The sequence below is a fragment of the Aeromicrobium ginsengisoli genome (assembly GCF_004134905.2).
Lineage (GTDB): Bacteria > Actinomycetota > Actinomycetes > Propionibacteriales > Nocardioidaceae > Aeromicrobium > Aeromicrobium ginsengisoli.
This window is the reverse complement of record NZ_SDPQ02000002.1, coordinates 692,193-717,374: the sequence shown is the minus strand read 5'-3', so window position 1 is coordinate 717,374 and position 25,182 is coordinate 692,193. Positions and strand designations below refer to the sequence as shown.

25 protein-coding genes are annotated in these 25,182 nt (G+C 65.6%); 7 read left to right on the top strand and 18 right to left on the bottom strand.

Translation table 11 applies throughout. The features are described from left to right. Positions 1-86: 86 nt before the first annotated feature. The 11 genes from ESP70_RS20105 to ESP70_RS10360 all read right to left on the bottom strand — a co-directional run bounded on the left by ESP70_RS20105 (position 87) and on the right by ESP70_RS10360 (position 8,384). On the bottom strand, positions 87-503 hold the full coding sequence (locus ESP70_RS20105; protein WP_188110580.1) for a pilus assembly protein TadG-related protein: 417 nt from the start codon (positions 501-503) through the stop codon (positions 87-89). Positions 504-516: 13 nt separating this feature from the next. Then, the gene (locus ESP70_RS10410; RefSeq protein WP_149689198.1) at positions 517-930 is read right to left on the bottom strand and encodes a TadE/TadG family type IV pilus assembly protein; all 414 of its coding nucleotides are present in this window, start codon (positions 928-930) and stop codon (positions 517-519) included. Continuing rightward, entirely contained in the window at positions 927-1,295 is a 369-nt protein-coding gene (locus ESP70_RS10405; RefSeq protein ID WP_188110579.1) for a TadE/TadG family type IV pilus assembly protein, read from the bottom strand. The genes ESP70_RS10410 and ESP70_RS10405 overlap by 4 nt, the downstream gene beginning before the upstream one ends. Before the next feature lie 42 nt (positions 1,296-1,337). Continuing rightward, positions 1,338-1,529, bottom strand: coding sequence for a hypothetical protein (locus ESP70_RS10400; protein WP_149689196.1), 192 nt, complete (start codon positions 1,527-1,529; stop codon positions 1,338-1,340). Positions 1,530-1,551: 22 nt separating this feature from the next. Beyond that, positions 1,552-2,448 (bottom strand): type II secretion system F family protein, encoded by an 897-nt coding sequence (locus ESP70_RS10395; RefSeq protein ID WP_149689195.1) that lies wholly within the window; start codon positions 2,446-2,448, stop codon positions 1,552-1,554. After that, a complete protein-coding gene (locus ESP70_RS10390; protein ID WP_149689194.1) occupies positions 2,445-3,344 on the bottom strand; it encodes a type II secretion system F family protein in 900 nt (299 codons plus the stop codon). The genes ESP70_RS10395 and ESP70_RS10390 overlap by 4 nt, the downstream gene beginning before the upstream one ends. Next, a complete protein-coding gene (locus ESP70_RS10385) occupies positions 3,341-4,654 on the bottom strand; it encodes a TadA family conjugal transfer-associated ATPase (protein WP_149689193.1) in 1,314 nt (437 codons plus the stop codon). Before ESP70_RS10385 ends, ESP70_RS10390 begins: the two co-directional genes overlap by 4 nt. After that, the gene (locus ESP70_RS10380) at positions 4,651-5,421 is read right to left on the bottom strand and encodes a CpaE/TadZ family protein (RefSeq protein ID WP_149689192.1); all 771 of its coding nucleotides are present in this window, start codon (positions 5,419-5,421) and stop codon (positions 4,651-4,653) included. Before ESP70_RS10380 ends, ESP70_RS10385 begins: the two co-directional genes overlap by 4 nt. Continuing rightward, positions 5,421-6,119: an SAF domain-containing protein gene (locus ESP70_RS10375; protein ID WP_188110578.1), complete on the bottom strand. Its 699-nt coding sequence runs from the start codon at positions 6,117-6,119 to the stop codon at positions 5,421-5,423. Before ESP70_RS10375 ends, ESP70_RS10380 begins: the two co-directional genes overlap by 1 nt. A gap of 865 nt (positions 6,120-6,984) precedes the next feature. Further along, complete coding sequence (locus ESP70_RS10365; protein WP_149689190.1) at positions 6,985-7,536, bottom strand: hypothetical protein; 552 nt, start codon at positions 7,534-7,536, stop codon at positions 6,985-6,987. Between the two features lie 419 nt (positions 7,537-7,955). Then, positions 7,956-8,384, bottom strand: a complete 429-nt coding sequence (locus ESP70_RS10360; protein ID WP_149689189.1) for a helix-turn-helix domain-containing protein — start codon at positions 8,382-8,384, stop codon at positions 7,956-7,958. Between the two features lie 198 nt (positions 8,385-8,582). Between ESP70_RS10360 and ESP70_RS10355 the strand changes: the two genes are divergently transcribed. After that, a complete protein-coding gene (locus tag ESP70_RS10355) occupies positions 8,583-8,780 on the top strand; it encodes a helix-turn-helix domain-containing protein (protein WP_149689188.1) in 198 nt (65 codons plus the stop codon). 165 nt (positions 8,781-8,945) lie between these two features. Here ESP70_RS10355 and ESP70_RS10350 read toward each other — a convergent pair whose 3' ends face one another. From ESP70_RS10350 to ESP70_RS10320, 7 genes are all read right to left on the bottom strand, one after another. Beyond that, complete coding sequence (locus ESP70_RS10350; RefSeq protein WP_149689187.1) at positions 8,946-10,205, bottom strand: tyrosine-type recombinase/integrase; 1,260 nt, start codon at positions 10,203-10,205, stop codon at positions 8,946-8,948. Positions 10,206-10,667: 462 nt separating this feature from the next. Beyond that, positions 10,668-12,932, bottom strand: a complete 2,265-nt coding sequence (locus ESP70_RS10345) for a ricin-type beta-trefoil lectin domain protein (RefSeq protein WP_149689186.1) — start codon at positions 12,930-12,932, stop codon at positions 10,668-10,670. Between the two features lies 1 nt (position 12,933). After that, on the bottom strand, positions 12,934-14,109 hold the full coding sequence (locus tag ESP70_RS10340; RefSeq protein WP_149689185.1) for a NosD domain-containing protein: 1,176 nt from the start codon (positions 14,107-14,109) through the stop codon (positions 12,934-12,936). A gap of 52 nt (positions 14,110-14,161) precedes the next feature. Continuing rightward, on the bottom strand, positions 14,162-14,362 hold the full coding sequence (locus ESP70_RS10335; protein WP_149689184.1) for a hypothetical protein: 201 nt from the start codon (positions 14,360-14,362) through the stop codon (positions 14,162-14,164). A gap of 120 nt (positions 14,363-14,482) precedes the next feature. Beyond that, positions 14,483-15,445 carry a carbohydrate kinase family protein gene (locus ESP70_RS10330; RefSeq protein ID WP_188110577.1) on the bottom strand — a complete coding sequence of 321 codons (963 nt, stop codon included), beginning with the start codon at positions 15,443-15,445 and terminating at the stop codon, positions 14,483-14,485. Beyond that, positions 15,442-16,686 (bottom strand): glycoside hydrolase family 32 protein, encoded by a 1,245-nt coding sequence (locus ESP70_RS10325; RefSeq protein WP_149689182.1) that lies wholly within the window; start codon positions 16,684-16,686, stop codon positions 15,442-15,444. Before ESP70_RS10325 ends, ESP70_RS10330 begins: the two co-directional genes overlap by 4 nt. A gap of 5 nt (positions 16,687-16,691) precedes the next feature. Then, positions 16,692-18,047, bottom strand: coding sequence for a glycoside hydrolase family 172 protein (locus ESP70_RS10320; RefSeq protein WP_149689181.1), 1,356 nt, complete (start codon positions 18,045-18,047; stop codon positions 16,692-16,694). A 189-nt stretch (positions 18,048-18,236) separates the two neighbouring features. Here ESP70_RS10320 and ESP70_RS10315 point away from each other — a divergent pair, with 189 nt between their 5' ends. The 6 genes from ESP70_RS10315 to ESP70_RS10290 all read left to right on the top strand — a co-directional run bounded on the left by ESP70_RS10315 (position 18,237) and on the right by ESP70_RS10290 (position 25,170). Then, positions 18,237-19,247, top strand: coding sequence for a LacI family DNA-binding transcriptional regulator (locus ESP70_RS10315; RefSeq protein ID WP_149689180.1), 1,011 nt, complete (start codon positions 18,237-18,239; stop codon positions 19,245-19,247). 123 nt (positions 19,248-19,370) lie between these two features. Beyond that, on the top strand, positions 19,371-20,687 hold the full coding sequence (locus tag ESP70_RS10310) for an ABC transporter substrate-binding protein (protein ID WP_149689179.1): 1,317 nt from the start codon (positions 19,371-19,373) through the stop codon (positions 20,685-20,687). An 84-nt stretch (positions 20,688-20,771) separates the two neighbouring features. Then, positions 20,772-21,641, top strand: coding sequence for a carbohydrate ABC transporter permease (locus ESP70_RS10305; protein WP_149689178.1), 870 nt, complete (start codon positions 20,772-20,774; stop codon positions 21,639-21,641). Between the two features lie 44 nt (positions 21,642-21,685). Next, entirely contained in the window at positions 21,686-22,561 is an 876-nt protein-coding gene (locus tag ESP70_RS10300) for a carbohydrate ABC transporter permease (RefSeq protein ID WP_149689177.1), read from the top strand. Between the two features lie 186 nt (positions 22,562-22,747). Further along, positions 22,748-23,959, top strand: a complete 1,212-nt coding sequence (locus tag ESP70_RS10295) for an FAD-dependent oxidoreductase (RefSeq protein WP_149689176.1) — start codon at positions 22,748-22,750, stop codon at positions 23,957-23,959. Next, positions 23,959-25,170, top strand: a complete 1,212-nt coding sequence (locus tag ESP70_RS10290; protein WP_149689175.1) for a carboxylate--amine ligase — start codon at positions 23,959-23,961, stop codon at positions 25,168-25,170. The genes ESP70_RS10295 and ESP70_RS10290 overlap by 1 nt, the downstream gene beginning before the upstream one ends. The last annotated feature ends 12 nt before the right edge of the window (positions 25,171-25,182 follow it).

The window sequence follows — 25,182 nt, the reverse complement described above, 5'->3', positions numbered from 1 at the left end:
ACCCTCTATCTAGAGAAAGTGGCTGTAGGTGCCGTTTCGCGACACCGCCGGCCAAGCTGTCTTTTGCTCTTCTGTAGGCGACGTCGTCACGGCCCGTCTTCATCGATCGACTCGGCCGACGCGTGACCTCCGGTTGGCAGCTGTGTCACCCCGACAGCTGACAAGATCGCGGTGTTGGAGTGCGACTCCAGGCGCACCGACACGGTGCCGCCATCGATGCTCACCTGCCCGCGAGGCGCACCCACCCGCGCCAGGTAGTTCTGTGCCGCTGCGATGGCATTGGCTCGTTCGACCTCGGGGACTCCCCCGTCACGGAGGCTGTCCTGGTCGAGCGCGTCGGCGCCGATCCGGGCGGCCTGTTCGGCCTGTCCGGTGAGCCGGCGGTTGGCGGCCATTGCGTAGCCGCCGTCGATCACCAGGCCAGCCATGACGAGCAGGGCCACGGCGAGCAGCACGACGAACAGTGCTGCGACGCCCTCTTCCTTGCGCTGGCGATGCTTCATGGCCCCTCCCCTTTCAGCTGGATCGGTACGACTCGATCGGCACGGTCGCGTTCGCGGTGAACACGCGTTGCCCTGGCAGACCCGACAAGGCGACGTCGCCCAGGCTCGCGGTGCAGCTGACCCGCACCCTGACCGTTCCACCGGGCCTGTAGTCGGAAATGTCGACATTGAGGTCGAGGTTCTGGCACGACACGCCCCGGTCACCCAACGCCGCGATCGCGGTCGACCGGGCAACCGCGGTCGACTGGCTGGTGTTGCGCTCGAGCGACGCGGCCCGGGCCGCGTCCGCGGCAACACTCTCGACCTGTTGGCGGGCATGAGCCATGCGACCCAGCCCGACGACCAGGAGAAACGCACAGACCAGTACCGGCACGATCAGCACGAACTCGACCGCAGCGGCCCCCTCCTCCTCCTGACGCGTCTTCATGACCCGTCCTCGACTGGGGGGACATACCGCTCGACCGGCCCGGAGGAGGTCTCGCGCACCTTCGGGTGGATGCCTGGGACCAAGGAGATCACGTTCCCGGTCACGGTCACCGTGGCGGTTACCTGGGTGCGACTCACCGAGATCGACCGCTCGGTGAGCATCTTGGGTCCGAGAGCGTTGAGGTACCTGACCGTCTCAGCCTGCGCGCCGGCCTCGTTGCCATGGGCCCTGCGAGCGACGGATGCGCCCTCTTCGGCTGCGGCCTCGGCCACGGACTGGGCGTGCGCGACCAGCGCGTACTGAACGATGAACATCAGGACGAGCAGCAGCGCAGGCGCGATGAGGACGACCTGGACGATCGACACCGCCCCACGCTCGTCTCGAACCCGCTGTTTCATCATCAGTGTTCAGCCAGTCGGGATGGAGTTGGCCTTGCCGGTGAACTTGTTGATGATGATCGCGGAGATGGCGATCGCCGCGGCGGCAAACAGCGCGACGAGGATGACGGTCTGGGTGATGTCGCCGCGCTCATCACGCCGCTGCACCTGTTCGTCGGCCTTGGCCAAGAGCCAGGCCTTCAACACTTGGACTTCGATCATGGTGATCCCCTTCGTGGTGGTGTTAGAGAACTAGGACGTTGATGACGGCCGGGTAGGACAGAAACAGCAGGAATCCGATCGCCAGGACGACTTGGGCGATGCCGATCGACTGGTCGCCCTTCTCGGCGTGACCCTCGGCCTCGGCCAGCTGACGCCGGCGTTGAGTGGCTGCACGGGCGGTCAGCGACTGGCGGACCTTCGCGCCGTCGTCGGCCACCAGCGTCAATGCCCCGCCGAGATCTCGAAGCTCCGGCAGGTCGATCCGGGTGCCGAGGTCGGCGAAAGCCTCCCACGGTGTGGTGCCGGCGTAGCGGGCTCGCGAGATGGTTTCGGCGATGAGCTCGAATGCCCAGCCCTGGCCGATCTGCGCCGCGGTGGGCAGCGCTTCGGGGATGCCGCGGCCGCCGGCGAGGCTCATCGAGACCAGGTCGAGGTAGCACGACAGCGCCCGGCGCAGATCGTCGCGACGTGCGCGAGCTTCCTGGGCTACGGCGACGTCGGGCAGCACGAAGAACACCGCGGCGAGGCAGAGTCCGAATAGTGCCGGGATGGACCAGGGCATGTGCAGGCCAGCCAGGGCCAAGGTGGCGTTCAGCAGGGTCGGCAGCGCCAGTCCGAACACGGCGAGGAGAACCTTGCGGGTCAGGTGCTCCTCGAGCGTCTTACCGACGAGCTCCAGATCGGTGCGGACCTTGGACATCGAGATCCCGCGCTGTCGAAGCTCGCGCACGAGGTACTCCCCCAACCGTGCCCTGAGGTCCGCTGCGGCCTCGACGGCTGTCGCGGTGGGTTTGTACTGGCGCTGGGACTCCCAACGTCCCACCGCGGCCGCAAGATCGGTACGCGGCGGGACGAGTACCAGCACCAGCAGCAGCAGGGCGACGCCGAAGCCGGCACCGCACAGGATCGCGAGCGTCATCGGCGCTCACCCCCCACAGTCGCCGTAGCTGCCGCGAGCTGGTCAGCCCCGGCCAGGAACCGCTCGGGAGTCTTGGCGCCAGATGCCTTCTTGATCCAGATGAACCCTGTGGCGAAGACGCCGATGACGATCGCGAGCATCACTTGACCTCCTGGCGTGGAGTACGGCTCCACATAGGTGCGCGAGAACAGGACCAACCCGCCGGCGAACGCCGCGGTGACGCCGACGATGATCGCCGCTGCCCGGCGCAGGACCTTGCGGCCCTCTTCAATCTTGCGGCGCATCTCGAGCTCCTCGCGCGCGCTGTCCGCCAGTGCCGTCAACGTGCCCACGAGTCCGGAGCCGCGGAGACGAGAGTTCAGGATCAGCGCCGCGGCGACCAGGTCGACCGAGGCGTCGTCAAACTCTTCGGCGAATCCGCTCAGAGCCAGCGGCAGGGGCACGTGGGCCCGAAGCCGTCCGACCAGCCTCTGCAACGGCGCCTGGACGATCGCAGGCGCGGCGTCAAGTGAGTGGGTGATGGCCTGTTCCAGGCCGATGCTGCCGGCGATGGTGTCACGCAATGACTCAGTCCAGGTCGCCACGCCTTCCAACCGCTCCAGCTGAGCAGCGCTGGCCTTAGCCCCTCCGAACATCGCGGGCCACAACCAGGTCAGCACACCGGCCGCGATGACCGCGATCGGCCACCTGGTGACCAGGCCGACCACGGCCGCGACCGCCGCGGCGATGGCTGCACGTCGACGTACTTCCCGGCTCCAGCGTGAGAGGAGCTCGGTGCGCTTGGTCGAGTGGGCGCTCCTTTCGGAAAGCCACCCGTTCCATGCGGCGACCACCAGGACGATCCCGCCAGCCATGCCGACGCCGAGCAACAGGCCCAGCAGCGCGTCATCGGTCATGCCGACCACCTGGTCTCAGTAGAGCCGGTGCGTGGCTGCCAACCAACGGCCATCAGCTGCGCTGACCTGGCGATCGCGATGTCGGGCACCCGCACCGCGTGGCCCTCATGGTCCGGCGCGAAGATCTCCGAGGCAGCCACACCGACCTGTGCGTCATAGCCGTTGACCTCAAGGATTGTCTGCACCGTGCGCCGACCCGTGACCCGGTCCTGAGAGACGTAGACGACGAAGTCGATCGCGCCGGCGATCATCTCGTGCACCACGTCGCGGGACAGGCTGTGGGCCTGCTGCGCGTAGGTGGAGATGCGGCCGAACACGTCACGTGCCGAGCGGCTGTGGATGGTCGACAGCGACCCGTCGTTGCCCTGGGTCATTGCGTTCAGCATGACCACGATCTCCGGCCCGAGGACCTCGCCGACGATGACACGTGAGGCGTTCATGCGAAGCGTCCTGCGCAGCAGCTCTGGGAGCGCGATCTCGCCGTGGCCTTCTGGGTTGGCCGACCGGGTCTCCAGCTCGACGCAGTTGGGGTGGCGCTCGACGTCGGCCTTCAGTCCCAGCTCGAGCGCGTTCTCAACTGTGATGAGCCGTTCCTCCGGGCCGATCTCAGCAGCGAGAGCCCGCAACAGCGTCGTTTTGCCCGCGTTCATGCTGCCAGCGATGACCACATTGAACCGGGCCTTGACGACAGCGGTCAGGAACTCGGCAACCTCTGCGCTGAGGGTGCCGTTGCCGATGAGGTCGGAAAACTCGACCTTCTTGAATCGGTGACGGCGAACAGACACCTGGGGGCGTGCGGTCACGGACATGGTCGCGGCGAGGCGCGACCCGTCAGGCAACTTCAAATCCAGAGTGGGATTGGCCGAGTCGAACGGGCGAGAGGACAAACCGGCATACGAGCCGAGGGTCTGAACGAGCTCGATCAGCTCCTCATCGGATTCCGCGATCGGCTCTTCCATGCGGAACTTGCCATCGGTGCGGGTGACCCAGACCTCGTCACAACCGTTGATGTCGATGTTCTCGATCTCGTCGTCATCCAGGAGCCTCTGCAGCCGGCCGGCTCCGAAGATACGGGCGAAGATGGCGTCGGAGATCTCCGCGTCGACCTCGCGGTCCATGACTTGCTCGCCGCGGCTGAGCCGGGCTTCGTTGTGGGCGCGGACCATGTCGCCGATGGCAGCTCGAGCGAACTGCCGTTCAGCTTCGCCGGCGAGGGGGGACGTACCGTTTGAGCGTCGGCGGTTCTGCTCCAGCTGGATGCGGTCACCGACGGCTTGGTGAAGGGTCCTGACCAAGTCCATGTCGATCATGAGCGAACTCCCATCGCCCTGGTCTGTGAGATCTCGCCTGCGACGCCCTGAGCTGCGCGCGTCAGCAGCGTCTTGGCCAGTCGGCCGCTCGGGGCGTCGCCGCCTTCCAGACGCGCCAGGGCTGGGCGGTCCAGCGGTAGGTGCATCGCGGAGCCGGCCAGGACGCCGGCTGCGGCCATCACCTGGTCGACGTCGGCTCGATCCGCCTGCGCGTGACGGGATGCGCCGATGATGATCGGGACTAACCGTACGCCCGACAGGTCCGGCCCGAGTGCGCCAGCGAGCTCCATGAGCGTCTCGCGGGTGTGTATCACCGACTCCAAGGATGGGGTTCCGACAACCAGGAGCCGGTCGGAGGCGGCCGCCAACGGCAGGGTGGCGGTACTGCGGTCCAGTCGTCCCAGGTCGGCGATCACGTCGACGTCGGCCTCAACGCACGCATGAGCGATCGGACCCCAAAGACTAGCCAGTCCGCGACCTTGGGCAGCTGAGGCGACACCCTGGATGATCCGCACCCCGCAGGCGAGCTCCTGGCCGAACTCCACTAGGACACCGCCACTGGTTCCGCCCACAGCTGCCGCTACACCCAGCAGGTTCGGCGTCGCCGACAGCGGACCACCGCTAGCAGAGCGGCAACGGAATGCCAGGTCTCCGCCAGTGAGATCGGCCTCGACGAGCACCACCGGCCGCGGCCACACCGCGGCCAAGGTCAGCGCCGTCGAGGTGACACCCGGCGCTCCTTTGCTCGAGCAGACAGAAACCAACATCACTGAGCCTCATCTGAGGCAGAGGTCTCCACGACCGCCACGCGGTTGCTGGTCGAGTAGGCGGCGAGCCTGGCCGATTCACTTGCGTCGACGATGAGCGTGACGAGCAGCCCGCCGCCTTCCTTCGCAGCGCCGTCGACGGAGTAGACCTCCGCGGCCTCAGCCAACAATGGTGGTGTGTTGAGCGCGTCCTCCGGGCCGCCGCTCTCGCCGTCTGGCACAGCGACCACGTTGACGACGCTGCCCGGCTTGAGACCGGCTGAAGGGACCCGGGACGGATCGAGCGATAGGCCGACTGTGGCTTTGCCCTTGCCTGGGATGGGGTCGCCGGTGATCATGTCGCGGTTCAGGATCTGCCCCGCAACTAGGTCCACGGCAGCGGTCTTACCGATCACGGTTCCGGCGTCAGCTGTTTCAATCGCACCAGCTGCACCCGACACCTGCTTGGGGGCCAAGTTCTCGCGCTCGACGACTTGGCCTTTGGACACGGGTTCGCGAATCGTCAGGACGGACGTCTTCTCGCCAGCCTGCGACAGCAGCAACGCGAAGCCGAGGCCGAAGACAACAACCATGAGCGCGGCCGCGACGAGCAACCCGGTTCGTTTCGGCCTCGTCCGCAGGGAGCGGTCGTCGACCCGTCTCCCGGCCAGGATCGAAGCGGGGCTGTCACTCCCCCGCTTCGCGCTCTTGCGATCCACCAAAGTAGCCATTAGCTGTTTCCTCCCACTACGACTGACTGTCGTTCGCTTACTCGGATTGCCGATCTGCCGGTCGGACCGGGAACCTGACCGAGGGTGCCTTCGTCGATGGTGCAGTTGCCGGCGCACGTCCAGTCGACTTGGTAAGTGATCGTCGCGGCGACCTTGAACTTCTTGTCAGGCTCGAAGTCCGAGACCTGCTTGTAGGTGTACGAGCAGCTGGTCTTGGAACCTTTCGGCATCTTTCCGACCGTCCACTCGCGTCCAGCTGAGTAGCATGTCTTGGTGGCCGGTCCCATGTCCCATGCGACCGACTCGGGCACGGCCGTAACCGTCACTCTCGTAGCACCTGCGGCGACAGACTTCCTGAGAGTCGACCACTGAGCCTGGGGCATCCACAGCCATGTGGCCAGACCGACATACGTCTTGGCTGGCGGCTTGGGTGCCATGTGCACGCCTGGAGTCGCGAGTTGCATCTGCCCAAGTGCACGCCGCGCGAGGTCCGCAGGATCTGGTGGGGGGTTGTTGTTCGGCACGAATACGTAGGTCGGCGTGCCCGTGCCTGGGCAGACCTTGAGGTAGAGGGTCCCCTCGTCCGGGGAATGGCCGTCCCAGCCGGGATGGCTAGCCGGTGGCTGCGGGCTGATTCCGTCGTACTCGCAGGCGTCGTCTCCACCGCCTCCACCACCTCCTCCACCGCCCCCGCCGCCTCCTCCACCGCCACCGCCTGGGTCGACAACAGGAATGCAGATCGTTCCAGCTGGCCCGCCTGGCTGAGGGGTCGTCCCTGGAGGGCAGGTTCCGTCTGCCCGCGCAATCGAAGGAAAGGTCGCCGTGACGACCAGCAAAGCCGATGCCGCGAAGGCTAGCCGTTGCACGGCCGATCCTTGGGGGCTGCTGGGAGCTGAGTTAAGTACCAGCGTCCATCTACCTGAGACATGATGATTTCGTTCAGCTGCGGCTTGTCGAACGCGTTCTTGAGCGGCTTGTCGCCTTGAGTGGCGCCGATGTTGGTGGCGTCGACGCACTGCTCGATGGTGACGGTGGCTCCATCCCCGCCGAACTTGACCCTGGTCGGCTCAGAAGTGAGGACCTTTGCGTTTCTTGCGATACGGATGTCGCTCTTGTCGAACTGCTGCAGCTGCCTCCAGTACACCGTCCACGGGATGTAGTACTTCTGGAAGAGCTTCTTGGCTCCTGGGGTGGCCCTTCCTGCGGCCCAGACTGGTTGCGACTCGCTCAAGTAGGCCTCATAGCGAGCAAGCGCCTCTTTGTAGGCGGCGATCTCCTTCGCGTTGTACTTCGACTCCCAGGCGGCCTTCGTAGATGTCGGTGTCGTGGTGGCGGACTTCGTTGCGGTGGGCACAGGGTCGGGCTCGCTGTCGTTGCAGCTGGCCAGAGTGGCAATCAGGACCACCCCGATTACTGACACTGCAATGGGTGCGCGACGCCTGCGGCTAGATCTCCCGACGGAGGCGGCGAGGGTGCGGGCACTGGTTGGCTCGATCGTGGGTTGCGGCGGTTGAGCCGCGGGTCTCCTATACCGCTCTGAGAAGGCGTCAGACTCCCGGACCTGAGTTACGTGACATCGAGCAGACGAGTAAATCGACATCGGTGGATCCCCCCTTGCTATTACACAGTCTGTCTCATATTTGCCAGCCGGGGCTAGAGCGTTTCCAGCGGTTTTTGCTTCGCATTCCAATCCACAGCGAAGACACATAGCCCCTATTGACCAAGGCCGAAACAGGCGAGGCGAGTGGCCAATCTTTCACATTTCGATCCTAAACCACCAGTGGCAGAAGTATCAACACCGCCACGGCTGACGTAGCCCAACGCTTATTCCCGCGAGCTGCGGTCCAAGGCATCGCGCACGAGATCGATGTCTACGCCGAGCGCTCGTGCGATTGCCCGCGTCGGCGCTCGATCCGACAGCTTCCGCACCAGACCTTGCTCCCAACGCTTGAGCGTCGGGACTGGCACGTCAATCCGCGCAGCCAGCTCCTCGAGGTTGAGGCCGGCCTCGATCCTCAGCCGGCGCAGGTTGTACTGCTGGTCGGCTACGGGGCGCAACATCGATTTGATGGGTACGCCCAGTGCGTCAGCAAGAGCCCGGAGCTGATGAGGGTGGGGGGTCGCCCGGCCGCGCTCCCAGGTGCTAACTCGGCCTTCGACAGCGACGCCGATGGTCTCGCTCAGCTGCTTCTGAGTCAGGCCCTTTGCGAGACGAGCAGAGCGCAACGCTGTCGGGTCCACCTCGTTCGTCACGCAGTTAGCGTATAGCCGACGTGAACCGCCTCGCCCGCGATCCTGCACGCCCAAACACGCTGACAGGTACAACCTCTCGTCGACGCTAAGGGGTCGGCAAACCTGACAAAATGGCGACGAACGTGGCCGCTCGCGGCCACTCCTCGGCCTTGGGGAGCATCGGCGACCGCCCAGGTCGCTACCACCCAGGAGATCACCATGACCAGTACCGTCACACGTCGGCTCGTGTCGCTCGCCGACGCTGCGGAAGCACTCGCAGTCTCACCGCGCACTGTCCGGCGCTACATTGCCAGCGGCCAACTCGAGGCCGTGCGTCTCGGTCGCAAGACATTGCGGATCAAGATCGAGTCGATCGAACGGTTTATTGACTCGGAGCCGGTCGGCAACTGGCGATGAACCTAGCCGGAAAGTCGATTTCAACGGCACCCATATTTCCGTTCTGGCATTGCCTAACGTAGCCACTAGCAATCCGCGGCACCTTCGTCGCCCGCTCAGCTTTCGGGCGTCACTGCACCCGTCTAGCCTCGCCGCGAACCGATTGGTTAGCCCACAGCCTCTACTTCACAGCCTGTCGGCGAGATTGTCGTCGGCTTCCGTCGCTGAGTGCTGATAGATCGCAGAGGTGGATAGGTCCGTGTGCCCGAAGCGAGCGAGCAGGTCGGCGGGACGCGCTCCGGCGTCGACGGCCTCTGAGATTGCTGTGTGCCTCAGCAGGTGCCACCGCGCTTTGGGGACGCCGGCCACGACGCGCGCTCGCCACCATCCTCTGCCCTCAGTCGGAGTGGGCTTCCGCCCCCGTCCGTGACGCTTCAAGCCGGGCTTCTCCCCGTAGATCGCACTCAGCGTCAGGTGGTCGCCGCTTGGCCTGGTGAACAGGAGGCCATCCCTGCCTGGCAACGCATGTGCTGACAGATGCGCTTCCAGTTCATCGTGCAGACGAGAAGGCAGCGCGATCGTGCGGATTCCAGCATCCGTCTTTGGTGTGCCCTCGAATGTCCTCAACTTGCCGTCCTCACCCTTAGCCTGAGTCACCGCTCTTTCGACTCGCACCCGCGCTCGGACGATCCTGCCTTCCTTGTCGCGAATGATCGTCAGGTCGCTGCGCCGCAGAGCGGCTAGCTCGCCGATCCGCACACCTGTGCCGGCTGACAACAGGACTGCGAAGCGATACTTCGGCTGCATCGCGTCGGCCAGTGCAGCGACCTGTTCGCGCGTTAGTCGGAAGGTTCGCTCGGGATCGCGTCGATGTGTTCGCCTTGCGGCCGTCTTGCGACGAGTGGTCACCGCCGGATTTGTTGCGATTCGGCCATGCTCAATCGCTAAGTTCAAGACCGCACGCAGCAGATCATTCGCCTGCTCACGCTGACGCGGGGCTGGCGGCAGTGCATTACGCCACTCCGCAACGTCCAACGCCGTGAGGGTGACGACCGATTTGGCGCCTATAGTCGGCTCGATGAGACGTCGCCATTGCGACGTGTACAGGTCCCTTGTCCGCGGCTTCAGATCACCTTCCGCCATGTACATCTCAAAGAGCTCATTAAGGCTGGTCGAGGCGTGCCGGGCATCCGACTCCACCCTCTTTGGATCCACCCAGTAGCCGCCAAGCACTGCCTTGCGCTGTTCCTCCAACCACGCTCGAGCATCGGTAAGATTGTCGTATGTCGTCGGGGCTGAGAATCTTCCAGAGTCCACGGTGTACCGGGCTCGCAGACGACCCGACGGAAGTTGCTCAATCGTGCCAAAGGCGTCGCCTCGCTCACGGAGCCACAACTCAAGCGCAATCCGCAGGTCTCGTTTGCGCTTATCCGTCAACCTTGCCATCTCCGCACCCCCATTTTCGTGGGCAGAAACGTGGGCAGAGATACGTACCCTGCCGTCCGGATCTGTCCGAATTTGTCGGCCCCCGATTCGCCTCGTGACCGGCGTTTCAGCCTGAAATTACATACAACACAGGCATTATGACCACAGTCCAAGGACAGATTCGAATCCTGCCGGGGGCGCACCGATTTCCGCAAGATCACCTCGCAACTCCCCCGGCGTCCAGGATTCGGGGAGGAGGGCGCTCAGCGCCCGACGGAGTCCTGCCGGGGACGCACAGATTTCCGCAAGATCACCTCGCAACTCCCCCGGCGTCCAGGATTCGGGGAGGAGGGCGCTCAGCGCCCGACGGAGTCCTGCCGGGGGCGCAGTCTGAAACGCGAGGTCACGGCGCAACTCCCCCGGCGTTCAGGATTCGGGGAGGAGGGCGCTCAGCGCCCGACGGAGTCCAGCGCGCGCGACTGCTCAGGCCGGTCCTGCCCACGTCTGGTTGGGCCCGCCCACGCAGTCCCACACGATCAACTGGCGGCCGTTCGTCGTGTTGCCCGAGTCGAGGTCGAGACACCTCCCCGCGGCGACATTGCGCAGTTGACCGTTCGCAAATCGGCTCCATCGCTGGTTCGCCGCGGTCGGCGAGCAGGCGGCACTGCCGACCAGCGCGCCGTTGCCCAGCGAGCCCGGCGACAGCTGCATGCAGGCTCCTCCGCTGGTCAGAGTCCCGTCGGCATTCAGTCGCCACGTCTGGTTGGCCAGCCCGTTGCACGACCAGATCTGCACCGTGTCCGTCGCCGCATCCCGATCTGCACACGAGGTCGACGTGTTCCACGCGATCCGTCCGGCCGCGGCCGAGTATGGCGGGCCGACCCAGCTCTGGTTGCGGGTGCCGACGCAGTCGTAGACCTGCAGCTGCCGCCCATTCGAGAAGTCGGCCTCAGGCACGTCCAGGCAGCGTCCCGACGCGAGATTGATCAGCGATCCGAAGTTGCCCTGGCGCCACTTCTGATTCGTCCCTCCGGTGCATGCCGCGACAGAGACGAGGGTCAGGTTGGCGGTCTGTCCGGACGGCAGCTGCAAGCAGACCCCGCCGGTCGTCAGCTGCCCATAGCTGTCGAGCGCCCAGGTCTGGTTGGCGTTGCCCAGGCAGCTCCACAGCTGCGCGTTTCCGGTCGCGACGTCACGATCGACACACATGTCCTGATGCGCCGTCGACGCGATGGCCGCGGACGGCGCGAGGCCCGCCGGGGCCGGCGCCCAGGTGGACTCGATGGGCGAGAACGAGAGGGACGTCAGCGTGACCGATCCGCCCGTCGCATACAGCTTGATGCCGCGACTCCCCGCAGAGGAATCGAACTCGACGTTGTCGCTGAACACCATCTTGCCGTCGTTGCCGAACACCTCGAGCTGACCGCGATCCACCAGGAGCCGGATGGTGACCTGGTTCGAGATCGGCGGCAGCGCCATCCCATAGAGGCTCTGGGTCGCGGTCGCGTAGGCCACGGTGCGATCGCTCGTTCCATCGGCGCGTGCATGCAGCCGGAACCCGAATTCGCTCGCCGTGGCTCCATCGAGCGAGAACACCGCGGTCAACTCGTACGTGTCCGCGCTGATGCCGGTGAGCGGATCGCTCGACGAGCTCGTGGTGATCGACCGACTGCCCCAGGTCTGGGTGGACGACCGGATGCCGGCTATCTCGCTGACCGGGTTGCGGGTGAGCCGGATGCCCTCCGGGAAGGTCTTGAGTCCCAGCTCGACCGGGAACGACGCGTTGCCCGTCCACGTGACACCGGCGTTGCTGGGCTGCCAGCCCATCTGCACCACCCGGCCAGCGGGCAGCTGGTTGAAGGTCTGCGAGGCGTACCAGACCGACGGCGCGAAGGCGGCGTCCGACTTGCCCCACTCCATCCGCTGAGGCGACGCCCAGTCGGACACGAAGACTCCGGATGCGTTCAGGGAGCCGATCACGTACTCGCCGCTGGCATCCTGCAGCACCCACTTCTCGGTCTCACCCCCGTCGACGGGAAGGCGGTAGAGATCGGGACACTCGACGAACCAGCTCGCGGCGTAGGTCCCACGGTACGTCCAGTCGAGAAGGTTGGTGGACGTGTAGAAGACGGCACCCGTGCCGGCGCGGAACGTGACCATGACCCAGCGGTTGTTCGCAGCGTCCCACTGCACCTTGGGGTCACGGCTTTCAGTCGAGTCGGTGATGACCTTGGCGCCGCCGTTGTACATCTGGAACGTGCGCGCGCCATCGGTCGAGTAGGCGATGCTCACGCCCTCGGTGTTGGTGAAGAGCAGGATCGGGTCGTCGTTTCCCTTCTTGAGCCCGGTGACGTTGTCGACGTCGACCCAGCCCGCTCCCGACCAGAGGTTGCCGGCATGCACGCCCGGCTCCAGTGCGATCGGTTGTTGCGTCCAGTGCACCAGGTCGGGACTGGTCGCGTGCCCCCAGTGGATGGTGTCCCACCCGAGCCCGTGCGGATTGTGCTGGAAGAACAGGTGATAGACACCCCGGTAGTAGAGCGGGGCGTTGATGTCGTTCATGAATCCGCTCTGCGGACTGAAGTGGAACTGTCCGCGAAACGCCTCGGTGTAGTCGGTGGCGGCGTACGGGTACTCGGGATAGTCCGACGGCGTACCCGCCTGCGCAGCGGGAGACGTCGCGGGCAGGACCGCCAGTCCGGCGGCCGCGAGCGCCGCCACCAGGAGCGCGATCAGTCGGCGCCTCATGTCAGGGAGTGGCAACGAAGGACATGTCGCCGCCGGTCAGGTCCTGCAGCTGCGAAGTCGTGGCGGACCACAGCACCTTGGTGGCGCTGGAGTTCCCGTCCAGGACGTGCCGAACGGGAACGTTCGCCACGAGCTTGTTGGTGGCCAGGAAGTTCCGATCCCCGTCCTTCACCAGCACGACCGTGGGCGTGGCACCTGACGGCAGGATCTCAGCCGTCGGGACGTCGAACGAAAAGGTGTTGGCCGTGACCGAGTTGTCATTGCCGTTGAGCTGAACCATCCCGTAGAGATCGTCGTTGCGAGCGGGGCCTCCGTCACCGAAGATCCGCCTGAAATGGTTTCCAGAGATGAGGTGCTCGTGGCACGAAGCCTCCTGGACGATCATCCCGGAGAAGTTGCTGACGAACTTGTTGCCGGTGATCAGCGTGCGGTGGGCGTTCTTGAGCTGGATCCGCGCGCCCCAGAGCAGGCTGTTGCCGCTGATGAGGCAGTTGTCGTTGTTCTCCAGAAAGATGGAGTTCCCGGCCCACGGGGTGATCAGGTAGTTGTTGGTGATCTTGCCGACGATGGCGCCATTGACGAGCTGAATCGCGTTGCCGCACTCGGTGATGAAGTTGTTGGTGATGTTGAACGCGTCCGCGTTGCGCACCACCAACGCATTCGCGAGGTAGACGAACCCCATGCCTTCGACTCGCAGCGAGTCGGAGTCGTACTGCACCTTGATGCCGGTCTTGCCGTTCCCGGGCAGGTACGGCTTGCTGGCACTGACCCCGTCGATGCAGAAGTCCTGGAAGACGATCGAGTTCAGCCGACCGTTCGCGCCCGGGTCGGTCGCCCGATTGACCAGAAAGCCCACCTGGTCGCTGTTCGCGATCTGCACGTGGCTCGAGCCGGGCAGGGTCTCCACCCAGGCCGAATGATCCGTGCCGTCCCGGACGGCCTCGGACATGAATCCGTGCCCCGACCCCTTGATGGTCAGGAACCCGACGTCAATGTTCACCGTCGTCTCGAGGGTGTAGTGGCCCGGCGGGATGTAGATCACCGCACCGGGCCGGGTCGTCGGGCTGGTCTGCACGCTGTGGATGTCGGCGATGATCTCGTTGATCACCTGTCCGATGTCGCTGTAGGGCGACACGCTCGCAGGCCAGGTCGTCACGTCATAGACGGTGGGTGCCATGGGGAGGTCCTTTCATCGAACATTGAGAGCAGAACGGGCTTCAGAGGACTGGTCAGAGCAGGCCCACGATGTCGTCGTACGCAGGCGGCGACTGGGTCGTGGCAGCAACCGCAGTTGCCGTCTCGGGCCCGCCGACGCCCATGCCGCCGATCTGAGCCACCACCAGCGTCGCGGCGAAGGCCTGGATCAGGCGACGCCGAGACAGGTGGGCAGGGCCGCCAGGTGATGGCGCAAACGTTTCGACGTTCTCCATGCGAAGAACGTACAACCGCTGTGGCCTGGATCACAAGTACGGGGTTGAGACTGCTCACGATTCGAGACAAACGTTTCGCAGACGAACGCTCAGGCCGGAAGACATTCGCGAGAGCTGTGGTCAGACCTTCGCGGGGATCAAGCTGGGAAGCTCATGCCGCAGGGGTGGCTCGGAGCCCATCCGGCCCACGGTGATCGCCGCGGACGTGTTGGCGTGCTGCATGCAGATTCGCACCTGAGCCAGGGTCAGATTCCGAACTGATTCGCTCGGCTCCCGTCCCGTCAGGGCCCCGGCCACGAAGGCATCCAGCAACCCCGACATGTACGCGTCTCCGGCGCCGATCGTGTCGACCACCTGCGTGACTGAGGACGCGACCTGGACCTCCCCGGCCTCGTGGACAGCGAACGATCCGCGTGCCCCGGCGGTGAGCACGACCAGCCGAACACCGAGGCTGATCCACCGTCGCGCGACCTCAGTCGGAGGCACGCCCGGGTGCAGCCAGTCCAGGTCTTCATCGCTGACCTTGACGACGTCGCATCGCGGGAGCAGACGATCCATCCGCGCCAGCACGGCCGCGCGGTCTGGAAGGAGTCGTGGTCTGATGTTGGGATCGAACGTCACGATCGTCGAGGCTGCGACACTCCCGATCAGCGCCTCGACCGCATCCGCACCAGGTTCGAGGAATGCGGCGATCGAGCCTGCATGAACGAACGACGCCTTCGGCAGGACGTCCAGGCTGCGCGGCTCCCAGACGATGTCGAAGTCGTACCGGGCTGACCCGCGCGAGTCCAGCCAGGCCGTGGCCGTCGACGTCGGTCGATCGTTGAAGAGACCAGGCGCCAGGGCGACTCCGCTCGCCGTGAGCTCGGCGTCGATCATTCGGCCGTGCGGGTCATCGCCAAGTGACGTCGCGAGTGTGACCGGATGCCCCAGCCTGCCGAGTCCGACCGCCACATTCGCCGGGCTGCCGCCCCGATGCTCGCTACGACTGCCGTCATGGCGGACGACGACATCGACGAGCGCCTCGCCGACAACCAGGATGGTCGGCTGATCGCCAGCAGTCGTGGGCGGACTCGCGTTCATTCTCCGAGGCTCCAGGCCGTGCACTCCCCCACGACCGAGTGCCAGGTGGTGCTGGGCTCGATGGCACCGCCCAGGACACCCACGGTCGACGAGACCTCGATGACCGAGCCGTCGACGAGCACCCGCAGCTTTTCGCCTGACCATGGCATCGACCAGACGTCACGGCCTGGGCGCTCCAAGGTCACAGCCCCGTCGGTGACGGTCAGACATGCGGTCTTGCCCGCATCGGCGGCCAGGACCAGCTGGTCGCCGGCCGGAGCCGGCAGCCACTCAAGGTCGAACGCCGAAGCCGCCTCGCGCGCGCCAAGACGCGTGGTGCGACGCCCGGCGATCTCCGGATGAGGATCGGCGACGATTCGTCCGTCCCGGGCCGACAGAAGATAGGGCACGCTGAGGCAGCTCGCCCAACCTTGGTCGACGTCACTGACGCCCCGCATCCAGAACATCAAACACGGTCGTTGCTCTCGGTCGCGGAAGAACGACGGAGCGTAGTACGACTCACCGAAGCTCAGCTGGCCCCAGTCCGCGGGAGTGAATCTTCCGTCGGCCTGCGAGTCGGCACCACCGATGCCGTATCCGACGTAGTGAAGGACGTCGTCGTCCCACACCGAGCTCACCATGACCCAGTGCCCGTCGACCTCGAAGATCTGCGGGCACTCCCACAGCGCACCCATCCAGACGGGATCGGTCTCGTGCGTCGAGCGGGAAAGTGCCACACCGTCGTAGGCCCACGCCTGCAGGTCGTCGCTGGTGTAGGTGAGGGCGAGAGCCTGACCGTCCCTAGTGGCGGCGCCGATGTACATGCGCCAACCCGACCCGTCACGGGCGACGAACGGGTCGCGATAGGCAATGAGGTCCATGTCTTCCGGGGCACGTACGACCATGTCCCCCTTCGTCCACGAGTCCCAGGTCTCGTCATTGGGAGTGGCCACTCGGACTCGACCAAGACCGAGATTCGGCTCGGCGACAGAGGTGTAGAGAACGCGGGTCTCCGCCCCGTCCTTGACGAGGCAACCGGTCCAGATGCCGTCGTCGCCGTCGCCTGGCGCTAACGCGACATCATGGTGCGTCCAATTCACCAGGTCCGGGCTCGTGGCATGGCCCCAGTGACAGTTCGGCGCCCAGACCATGCTGTCCGGCACGTACTGGTGGAACAGGTGATACGTGTCGTTGTGGAACGTCAAGCCGTGCGGGTCGTTGATCCAGCCACGCTGCGCGGTGAAATGGAGTGAGGGTCGCACGTCCGTCACTCCCGTCCCGCGTCGTAGGCGCGGCGGATGGCCCGAGCCTGGGCGAGGTTGCCACGCTCCCACTCGTCGATCTGCGCCCGACGCTCCTCCCGAAGCGCATCCCGCGCGGCAACGAACGTACTCATCCGCTCCGCAGCCTGCTGGCGGGCGGCACGCTGCTCGTCGTTCAAAGGCGGCAGCGGCGCCTCGATGATCCGGTCGATCGGGCGTAGCGGGAGTCGCTGGTCGACGTCAGGCACCTGCAGCACCGGTGAAGGCAGAGTTTGATACCAGTACGCCGTCGACGACCAGTCGTCGGAGAGGTGGTTGCCATGGCCGTGTTCGAAGGTGACCTTGATGCGCTTCTCGAAACGGATCGGGTCGACCATGTGGAACCGGTAGCTGTGGTGGAAGCCAGGCACGTCTTCCTCGTGGACGATCGTGCCGTTGAACTGGTACGCGTTGCGCTGCATGCCCCAGGCGTGTCCGAAGTAGTCCTCCATGCCGGTGCCGTGGAGGCTGGGCGGCCACGTGTCGTCATCGATGAAGATCATGTCGTCACCCTCGCCCCACCATGAGCCCTGGAAGTGCCGCACGGCGAGGGTGCAGCCGACATAGTGGCCGCGGCCCTCAGTCTCGAGTGCGACGTAGTTGTCGGCGCCGTCGAGGTTGGCGACCGTGGTCTCGATGCTGTTGGCCTGAAGGTCGGGTCCCCACCCCGCGTTGGGCAGCGCCCGGCGCCAGTGCGAGTGGAAGTAGACCGTGTCCTCGGGCAACGGGGTCGGCGACAGCTCGTAGTCGATGTAGAAGTACTGCAGGTACGGGATGTCGTTCTGGTTCTCCACGACGACGCGAGCGCGCTTGCCGAACGGCATCCTGAAGTAGCTGTTGAACGCCGCGCTGCCCCCGAAGGTGTTGAGCTCTGACTCCTTGGCCGAGACCGACAGTGGGAGGGAGTCGTAGCTCCCCGACAGCGAATTCATCAGCCCGAAGAAGTCGCCCAGCGGCGCGATGACACTCGGGGCGTCCTGGTCGTCCCAGTAGATCTTGAGCAGCACCTTGCGGTAGTAGTCCGGGTCGACGACCTCCCAGCTGACCCCGAGTGCGTTGTGGATCTCGAGCATCGGCACCCCGACGACGGTCGGGTCGATCTGGCCGGGTCCGGGCTGGACCCGGCAGGACTGCGTCATCCAGATGTGCGTGATGAATCCGGGGCCTTCGAGGTCGGCGAGCGTCCGCTCCTCACCGGGCATGACGATCCAGTTGTCCCGGTTGCGTCCGGTCTGGTCGAAGCTCGAAGCCCGCGCGGAGCGCCCCGGGCGGGCCCTGGTGAGGTCCCCCAAGAGGCCGCTGGGAGCGAATTCTGCAGTCATGATCGTCCTTTCATGCGGGCGGGCAGCCCCCGGAGAGTATGAACGCGCGCATCGAAACGTTTGCGCGTCGATGCATACTAGACACGACGAACGTCTCGACGCAACGTCGGCTGCTTCCGCGCTATGTTGACCGCTATCAAGGCCGCCGGCGCTGCCGCGACCACGACCGAAACGTTTGAACGGAGACATATGGCCACGATCGTGGAAGTCGCCCGCCTGGCCCAGGTGTCGACCTCAACCGTTTCGCACGTCCTGAACGGCACGCGAAAGGTCCAGCCGGCGACCCGCAAGAGGGTGCTCGACGCGATCGAGAAGACCGGCTACCGGCAAGACACGCTGGCCCGCGCGATGCGTCGGTCGCGTACGGACAGCATCGGTCTCGTGGTGTCGGACGCCGGCGAGCCGGCATTCGCCGAGATGGTGCACGGTGTGGAGCAGGCCGCCGCCGCACAGGGCCTGACCCTGGTGCTTGCGAATTCTGCCGAGGACCAGGAACGCGAGACCCGCGCCGTCCACACGTTGCTGGGCCGCCGAGTCGACGGGCTCATCCTCGCCCGGTGCGCACAGTCATCGGCCGAAGTCATGAAGGCGATTTCTGCTGACACGCCGCCGGTTGTGCTGCTCGACCGAGTCTTCGACGGCGCTTCGTGTGATCAGGTCGGGGCCGACAACCGCGAGAGCATGCGACGACTGGCGACGCACCTTCTCTCGCAGGGGCACCGCAGCTTCGTCGTCGTGGCCGGCGACACGCGCGTGCCCACGCTGATCGAGCGACTCGCCGGCTTCCGGGACGCGGTGACGGGCCCCGAAGCAGCCGAAAGCGTCGTCCTGGAGGGGTCTGACAACACTCAGATCCGGCAAGCTCTTCGAGCCGCAGTGGTGGACGGGCATCCCACCTGTGTCATCGCGGCCAGCAGCCCGCTCGCCGTTGCCGCTCTCGAAACACTGCGGGACGCTGGGATCTCGGTGCCTGGTGACATCGCCTTCGCCACCTTCGACGGGTTCAATCATTCGGACCTGTTCCGGCCTTCCATCACCACGGTCCGGCAACCCGCGTTCGAGATGGGAATGGCTGCTGTCGGCATGCTCATCGAGCGCCTGGCCACGCCCGGAACGAGTCCACGAACCACCCGGCTCAATCAACGGCTGGAACTGCGCTCGTCGAGCGAGGATTACGTCTTCGCGGCGGCCGCGGACTGATCGATCGAGGGCTCTTGACACCTGTGACGGGGGTCACCTACATTGTGCGAAACGATTCGCGCAAACGTTTCGATCAGAACTCGATTTCGCTCGTCTCGACCCACCTCGTGTAAAGGAAACGCCATGTTTGGTCGCAAGTTCACCGGCCGGCGGCAACGTCTTGCCGGTGTTGTGCTGGCTGTGTCGTCACTCGTCGCGCTCGCTGCGTGCAGCAGCGCCACCGACGCCCAGAGCAAGGACGGCAAGACCACGATCACGCTGTCGATGCAGAATCCGAACGTCAAGACCGCCGACCCTGCCACGTGGGCCATCGTCAAAGCGTTCGAGAAGGCCAATCCCGACATCCACGTCGAGGTCAGCGGCCAAGCCGTCGCAGAGCACCTCCAGGCTCTCTCGATCGCGGCTCAGAGTGACACACTGCCCGACGTGTTCTGGGTCTACAAGGCGACCGCCGAGGACATGCTGAAGGCCGGCAAGCTCATGAACCTCAAGCCGACGCTCGACGACCTGGGCATCACGCCACATCTGCCGAAGAGCACGGTCAGCAACTTCACGGCCCAGGACAAGATCTACGGCGTCCCCTACCAGGGCCTGCTCACCGGCCTCTGGGTGAACAAGAAGATCCTCAGCGACAACGGCCTGGAGCAACCGACCACGTTCGACGACCTCGTGAACGTCGCGAAGAAGCTCAAGAGCAAAGGGATCGTCACGATCTCCGACGGTGCCAACCAGTCGTCCTTCAGCGTGTGGTCCTTCCTGGTGTGGCTCGACCGCTTCGGCTTCGAGGACAAGATCGATGCCATCCTCGACGGATCTGAGAGCTACGACAACGCCGACTTCGTGCGAATGTACGAGCACATCGCCCAGCTCCGTGATGCCGGCGCGTTCGCCTCGAACGTCTCCACGCAGACCTACCAGCAGGCCGTCGACCAGTACCTCAAGGGCAAGGCCGCGATGCTCGACGCGGGCGTCTGGGCGTCCAGCGCCATCCAGGACTCCCAGGTCGCCGCCGACACCGTCTTCTGGAACGGCGCCACCTTTGCCGACGGTGTCGGCGACCAGAACATCGTCATGAATGTCGCGTCGGCGCCGCTCGTCGTCGACCACAAGGTCGCCGGCAACAGCAAGAAGCTCGCGGCCGTGAAGAAGTTCCTCGGCTTCTACTACAGCGACGCAGCACAGCAGCTCTTGGTCGACAACGGGCAGCCCCCGGTCACGGACTACGAGCCGAAGATCGACGCCACCAAGCAGAGCGTGCTGAAGTCGGCCCTGGACGTGGCCCGGGACCCGAAGCTGGCGAGCCCACAGTCGCAGCCCGACCTGCTGGTGTCGACCGCGGTCTCGAGCGCCATGTACGACAGCATCTACGGCGTGATCCAGGATCAGCTCTCCCCCAGGCAGGCGGTTGATCTGGTCCAGAAAGCGCTCGACGCCGAGTGACAATTCTCGGGGTGCGCCCGGATGGCCGGGCGCACCCCGAGACACGCGCCGCCCCGGCGGCATCAAGACATGGAATGAGTTCACATGGTCTGGGTCAGTTCCCGTTGGAAGATCGCCCTGATGCTCGCGCCGGCACTGGCACTCTTCACGGCGTTCTTCGTCTATCCAGTTGGGTACGCGATCGCGTACAGCTTCACCAACTCCGCCGGATTCGGCGGCGCCAAGTTCGTCGGAATCGACAACTACACGGCACTCCTGGATGACCCGTTCTTCTGGCAGTCGCTGCGCAACACCGTCGTGATTCTCGTCGTCAGCCTGGTCATCCTCATCCCGTCCTCCTTCGCGCTCGCGCTGCTGCTTCGTCGCAGGATCGCGTTCGCCGGCGGCCTCCGAGCGCTGGTCTTCGGGCCGGCGATCATCGCGCCGATCCTGGTGGGACTCATGTGGGTGTTCATTCTCGACCCGAAGATCGGTCTGCTGAATCGTCTCCTCGAGCCGCTCGGAGTCGGACCCATTCAATGGATCGGCGGCAACTCCCTGACTCCGTACTCGGTCTCGTTGGTGTTCGTCTGGAGCAGCATCGGCTTCGCGATGACCATCTTCTACGCGGGTCTCCAGCTCGTCCCCAACGATGTCATCGAGGCCGCCAAGCTGGACGGCGCCACGTCTTGGCAGCAGCTGCGGCACGTGACCATTCCGATGATGCGGGAGACCTTTGCCATCGTCACCGTCCTGCTGATCACGAACGTCTTCAAGATCTTCGAGCTCGTCTACATGCTGACCGGCGGCGGGCCCGTGCACCGCTCGGAGACGCTCGTGAGCTACATGTACTTCGTCACGTTCACCAACCAGCGCTACGGCTCCGGGATGGCCATCGCAGTCGTGATCTTCGTGCTCGGCGCGCTCACCTCGCTCGCGTACCTGGCCGCCGCGCGACGCCGGAGCCTCGCGTGATCACCCCATCACCCACGGCCACCCCCGACACAACAAGGAGCGACGTGACCATCTCAACGCCCCCAGCCGGGCCTCGCCCGGTCACCCGGCCGCGTCGACGCCGAGGCTTGATCTTCACGGGGCTGGCGGCCTACCTGGTCACGTTCCTCATCGTGCTGCCGATCCTGTGGGTGACGGTCCTGTCGCTGCAGCCGAGCGACACGATCCTGTCGGACCCGTTCTCGATCAAGACCCTGACGTTCGACAACTACCGCAATGCCGTGGCGTCACTCCCGCTGTTGCAGATGTACAAGAACACGCTGATCGTCGCGCTCGCCTCGGTGACCATCGGCGCGATCGTCTCGTTCATGGCGTCCTACGCGCTGACTCGCATGGTGTTCCGTCATCCCACGGCCCGGTCGTCGCTTCGGTTCTACTTTCTCGCCGGCCTCGCCGTACCGGTCTACGTCCTGCTGTTCCCGATCTACCGGATCGACCTCGCCCTGGGCATCTTCGGCACCTACGCGGCGCTGATCCTGCCGTACATCGCGGTATCGATCCCGTTCAACACCTTGCTCCTGACGGGGTTCCTGCGCGAGTTCCCGAAGGAGCTGGAGGAAGCCGCGATCATCGACGGAGCCGGCCTGTTCCGCATCTGCTGGTCGGTGGTGCTGCCGACCATGCGACCCGTGATCGCCACGATCTTGATCTTCAACGTCGTCTACGTCTTCAACGAGTTCCCGTTCGTCTCGATCCTGATCAACAACCCGGACCTGGCAACGGTCTCCTTGGCGGTTTCGAAGTTCCAGGGGCAGTACACCGTCGACTACGGCGGCATGATGGCCGCCGCGACCTTGGTGCTGCTCCCACAACTGGTCATCTACGCCGTGTTCCAACGACACGTCATCGCCGGCCTCACGGCGGGGGCGGTGAAGGGTTAGGTCCCAGATCAGCCGTGCCGAGGCTCCTCGAATGCCGTTCGTTCGAATTTTCGTCATCGGGCCAATTGCGTCGGAAAGATGGTCCCATGGTGGGATTCTGCCGTCCTGTGCCCGCGCCTAACGTCGCTCCAAACAGACCTGTGAGGCCCTGTCTCCACGACACCTCACATCAGGACGGAGTCGGCGATGGACGAGACAGAAATTGCGGTGATCGGGGCCGGTCCCCACGGACTGGGGGCGACTGAGCGACTGCGCGCCGCCGGCCGTGAGGTGTGCGTGCTCGGCGACCCCATGTCGTTCTGGCACACCATGCCGAAGGGCCTCTGGATGCGCTCGCGCCGCAACGGCTCGTCGATCGGTGAGGTCACCGGACCCCTGTCCATGGAGGGCTACACTGCCGACACCCAAGCCGTCGTCGACCGGCACCTGAAGCTCACGACCTTTATCGAGTACGGCCACTGGTACCAGGAGCGCGTCGCCCCCGACGTCATTCCCCGCCACGTCATCAGGCTCGAGCGCCAGGGATCCGGGTTCCTGCTCACGCTCGACGACGGCACCCAGATGCGGGCGGCCCGCGTCCTCGCGGCCACCGGTATCGCGGAGTTCACCCGTCGTCCGGCGATGCTGCGGCAGCTGCCGAGCGAGCTCGCCTCGCATGTCGCCGACCACGGTGACTACGAGAGGTTCCGCGGCAAGAGCGTCGCGATCATCGGGGCGGGTCAGAGCGCGCTCGAATCAGCCGCTCTCATGCGCGAGGGCGGCGCCGATGTCGAGGTGCTCGCGAGGCATCCGCAAGTGCACTGGCTGCACGGCGACGGCTTGATCGACGGCCTCGGTCGCCTCGCTCCGCTGTTCTACGCGCCCACCGACGTGGGACCGATCGGCATCTCACGGCTCGTCGCGACGCCGGAGGTGTTCCGTCGGTTCCCGCGACCACTGTTCGACGTCATCGCCGCTCGAGCGATCCGGCCGGCCGGCGCATCGTGGCTCAAGCCGCGCCTCCCCCTGTCCCACATCACCCCGGGCGCGGTGGTGACCCGCGCTACACCGCATCACGACCAGCTCGACCTGGAGATCTCGAACGGCACCCGTCGTCGCGTGGACCACCTGCTGTTCGCCACCGGCTACGACGTCGACATCCGGCGATACTCGTTCCTCGATCGCGCACTGGCAGAACAGGTCCGCTGTGTCGACGGCTATCCCGTGCTCCGGCGCGGTCTCGAGTCGTCCGTGCCTGGCCTCCACTTCCTGGGTGCGCCTGCCGCCCGCTCCTTCGGGCCCGTGATGCGTTTCGTGGCCGGCAGCTGGTTCAGCTCCAAGGCGGTCGCCAAGACCGTCGCGTTGCAGGATCGGCGGCGACCGAGTCGACGCTCGGCACGCCACGCGGCTGCGGCCTGATGACCACGACGCAGACCGGACGGTCCAGCCGGCACGACCGACCCCGCGGCGCGCCGGGCGCTTTGGTGATCGGCGGCGACTACCAAGGGCTCGGTATCGCCCGAAGCCTGGGCCGACGAGGCATTTCTGTCGCGGTCCTCGACGACGAGGTCTCGATCGCCCCCAGATCACGGTACGTCCGACATTCCATGCGGGTGCCGACGTTGCGCAGCCCGGAGGCCACGGCGGACGCGCTGCACGAAGCGGCGCGGCGCTTCGGGCTGGACGGGTGGGTGCTGTTCCCGACGCGCGAGGAGACCGTGGCCGCGATCGCGCAGCACCGGGACGATCTGGCGCGCACCTTCCGGGTCCCGACCCCCTCGTGGGAGACAGTTCGGGTCGCCTGGGACAAGCGCCAGACGTACCAGGTGGCCGAGCGGCTCGGCATCGAGGTGCCGCGGTGCTGGTTCCCGCGCAGCGAGTCCGACCTGTCCGAGATCGCGTTGGACAGCCCGGTGATCATCAAGCCCGCCATCAAGGAGCACTTCTTCTACGACACCGGAGCGAAGGCGTGGCGCGCGAACGACCGGGCCGAGCTGGTGCAGAAGTTCCGCGAGGCCACGGCGATCATCCCGGCCGAGGAAGTGATCGTCCAGGAGCTGGTTCCCGGCGCCGGAGATCGACAGCTCGCCTACTGCGCGTTCGTCAAGGACGGCGAACCGGTCGGCAGCATGACAGTCGTACGGCGGCGTCAGCACCCGTCCGACTTCGGCCGGGCCAGCACGTTCGTCGAGACGGTCGAGCTGCCGGAGCTGGAAGCCCCCTCATTGCGACTCCTTCGGGAGATGAACTACTACGGCCTGGTCGAGCTGGAGTTCAAGCGCGACGAGCGCACCGGAGCGGTCAAGCTGCTCGACGTCAACGCCCGGACGTGGGGCTACCACGGTCTCGGTGCCGCAGCCGGCGTCGACTTCCCGGCGCTCCTGCACCGGGACCAGATGGGACTGCCGGTCCAGCCCTGCCGCGCCAGCGCCGGCGTGCGATGGGTACGCCTCGCCACCGACGTCCCGAACGCACTCCGCGACATCAGTCGGCGCCAGCTCCGCCTCTGGGACTACCTGCGGTCGTTGCGCGGGATCGACGTGGGCGCCGTCTGGGCGCTCGACGATCCGCTGCCGGCGCTCGCCGAGCTCGGAATTCTGCCCCGCCTCGCCCTCAGTCGCGGGCTCTAGGCCAGGAGGTGC

What these genes read in the sequence shown, in the direction of transcription:
- ESP70_RS10400 (WP_149689196.1), bottom strand. Translation starts at nt 1,529, where the DNA reads ATGATCGAAGTCCAAGTGTTGAAGGCCTGGCTCTTGGCCAAGGCCGAC.
- ESP70_RS10295 (WP_149689176.1), top strand. Translation starts at nt 22,748, where the DNA reads ATGGACGAGACAGAAATTGCGGTGATCGGGGCCGGTCCCCACGGACTG.
- ESP70_RS10385 (WP_149689193.1), bottom strand. Translation starts at nt 4,654, where the DNA reads ATGATCGACATGGACTTGGTCAGGACCCTTCACCAAGCCGTCGGTGAC.
- ESP70_RS10380 (WP_149689192.1), bottom strand. Translation starts at nt 5,421, where the DNA reads ATGTTGGTTTCTGTCTGCTCGAGCAAAGGAGCGCCGGGTGTCACCTCG.
- ESP70_RS20105 (WP_188110580.1), bottom strand. Translation starts at nt 503, where the DNA reads ATGAAGCATCGCCAGCGCAAGGAAGAGGGCGTCGCAGCACTGTTCGTC.
- ESP70_RS10310 (WP_149689179.1), top strand. Translation starts at nt 19,371, where the DNA reads ATGTTTGGTCGCAAGTTCACCGGCCGGCGGCAACGTCTTGCCGGTGTT.
- ESP70_RS10355 (WP_149689188.1), top strand. Translation starts at nt 8,583, where the DNA reads ATGACCAGTACCGTCACACGTCGGCTCGTGTCGCTCGCCGACGCTGCG.
- ESP70_RS10320 (WP_149689181.1), bottom strand. Translation starts at nt 18,047, where the DNA reads ATGACTGCAGAATTCGCTCCCAGCGGCCTCTTGGGGGACCTCACCAGG.
- ESP70_RS10395 (WP_149689195.1), bottom strand. Translation starts at nt 2,448, where the DNA reads ATGACGCTCGCGATCCTGTGCGGTGCCGGCTTCGGCGTCGCCCTGCTG.
- ESP70_RS10315 (WP_149689180.1), top strand. Translation starts at nt 18,237, where the DNA reads ATGGCCACGATCGTGGAAGTCGCCCGCCTGGCCCAGGTGTCGACCTCA.
- ESP70_RS10290 (WP_149689175.1), top strand. Translation starts at nt 23,959, where the DNA reads ATGACCACGACGCAGACCGGACGGTCCAGCCGGCACGACCGACCCCGC.
- ESP70_RS10305 (WP_149689178.1), top strand. Translation starts at nt 20,772, where the DNA reads ATGGTCTGGGTCAGTTCCCGTTGGAAGATCGCCCTGATGCTCGCGCCG.
- ESP70_RS10330 (WP_188110577.1), bottom strand. Translation starts at nt 15,445, where the DNA reads ATGAACGCGAGTCCGCCCACGACTGCTGGCGATCAGCCGACCATCCTG.
- ESP70_RS10340 (WP_149689185.1), bottom strand. Translation starts at nt 14,109, where the DNA reads ATGGCACCCACCGTCTATGACGTGACGACCTGGCCTGCGAGCGTGTCG.
- ESP70_RS10345 (WP_149689186.1), bottom strand. Translation starts at nt 12,932, where the DNA reads ATGAGGCGCCGACTGATCGCGCTCCTGGTGGCGGCGCTCGCGGCCGCC.
- ESP70_RS10335 (WP_149689184.1), bottom strand. Translation starts at nt 14,362, where the DNA reads ATGGAGAACGTCGAAACGTTTGCGCCATCACCTGGCGGCCCTGCCCAC.
- ESP70_RS10410 (WP_149689198.1), bottom strand. Translation starts at nt 930, where the DNA reads ATGAAGACGCGTCAGGAGGAGGAGGGGGCCGCTGCGGTCGAGTTCGTG.
- ESP70_RS10350 (WP_149689187.1), bottom strand. Translation starts at nt 10,205, where the DNA reads ATGGCAAGGTTGACGGATAAGCGCAAACGAGACCTGCGGATTGCGCTT.
- ESP70_RS10390 (WP_149689194.1), bottom strand. Translation starts at nt 3,344, where the DNA reads ATGACCGATGACGCGCTGCTGGGCCTGTTGCTCGGCGTCGGCATGGCT.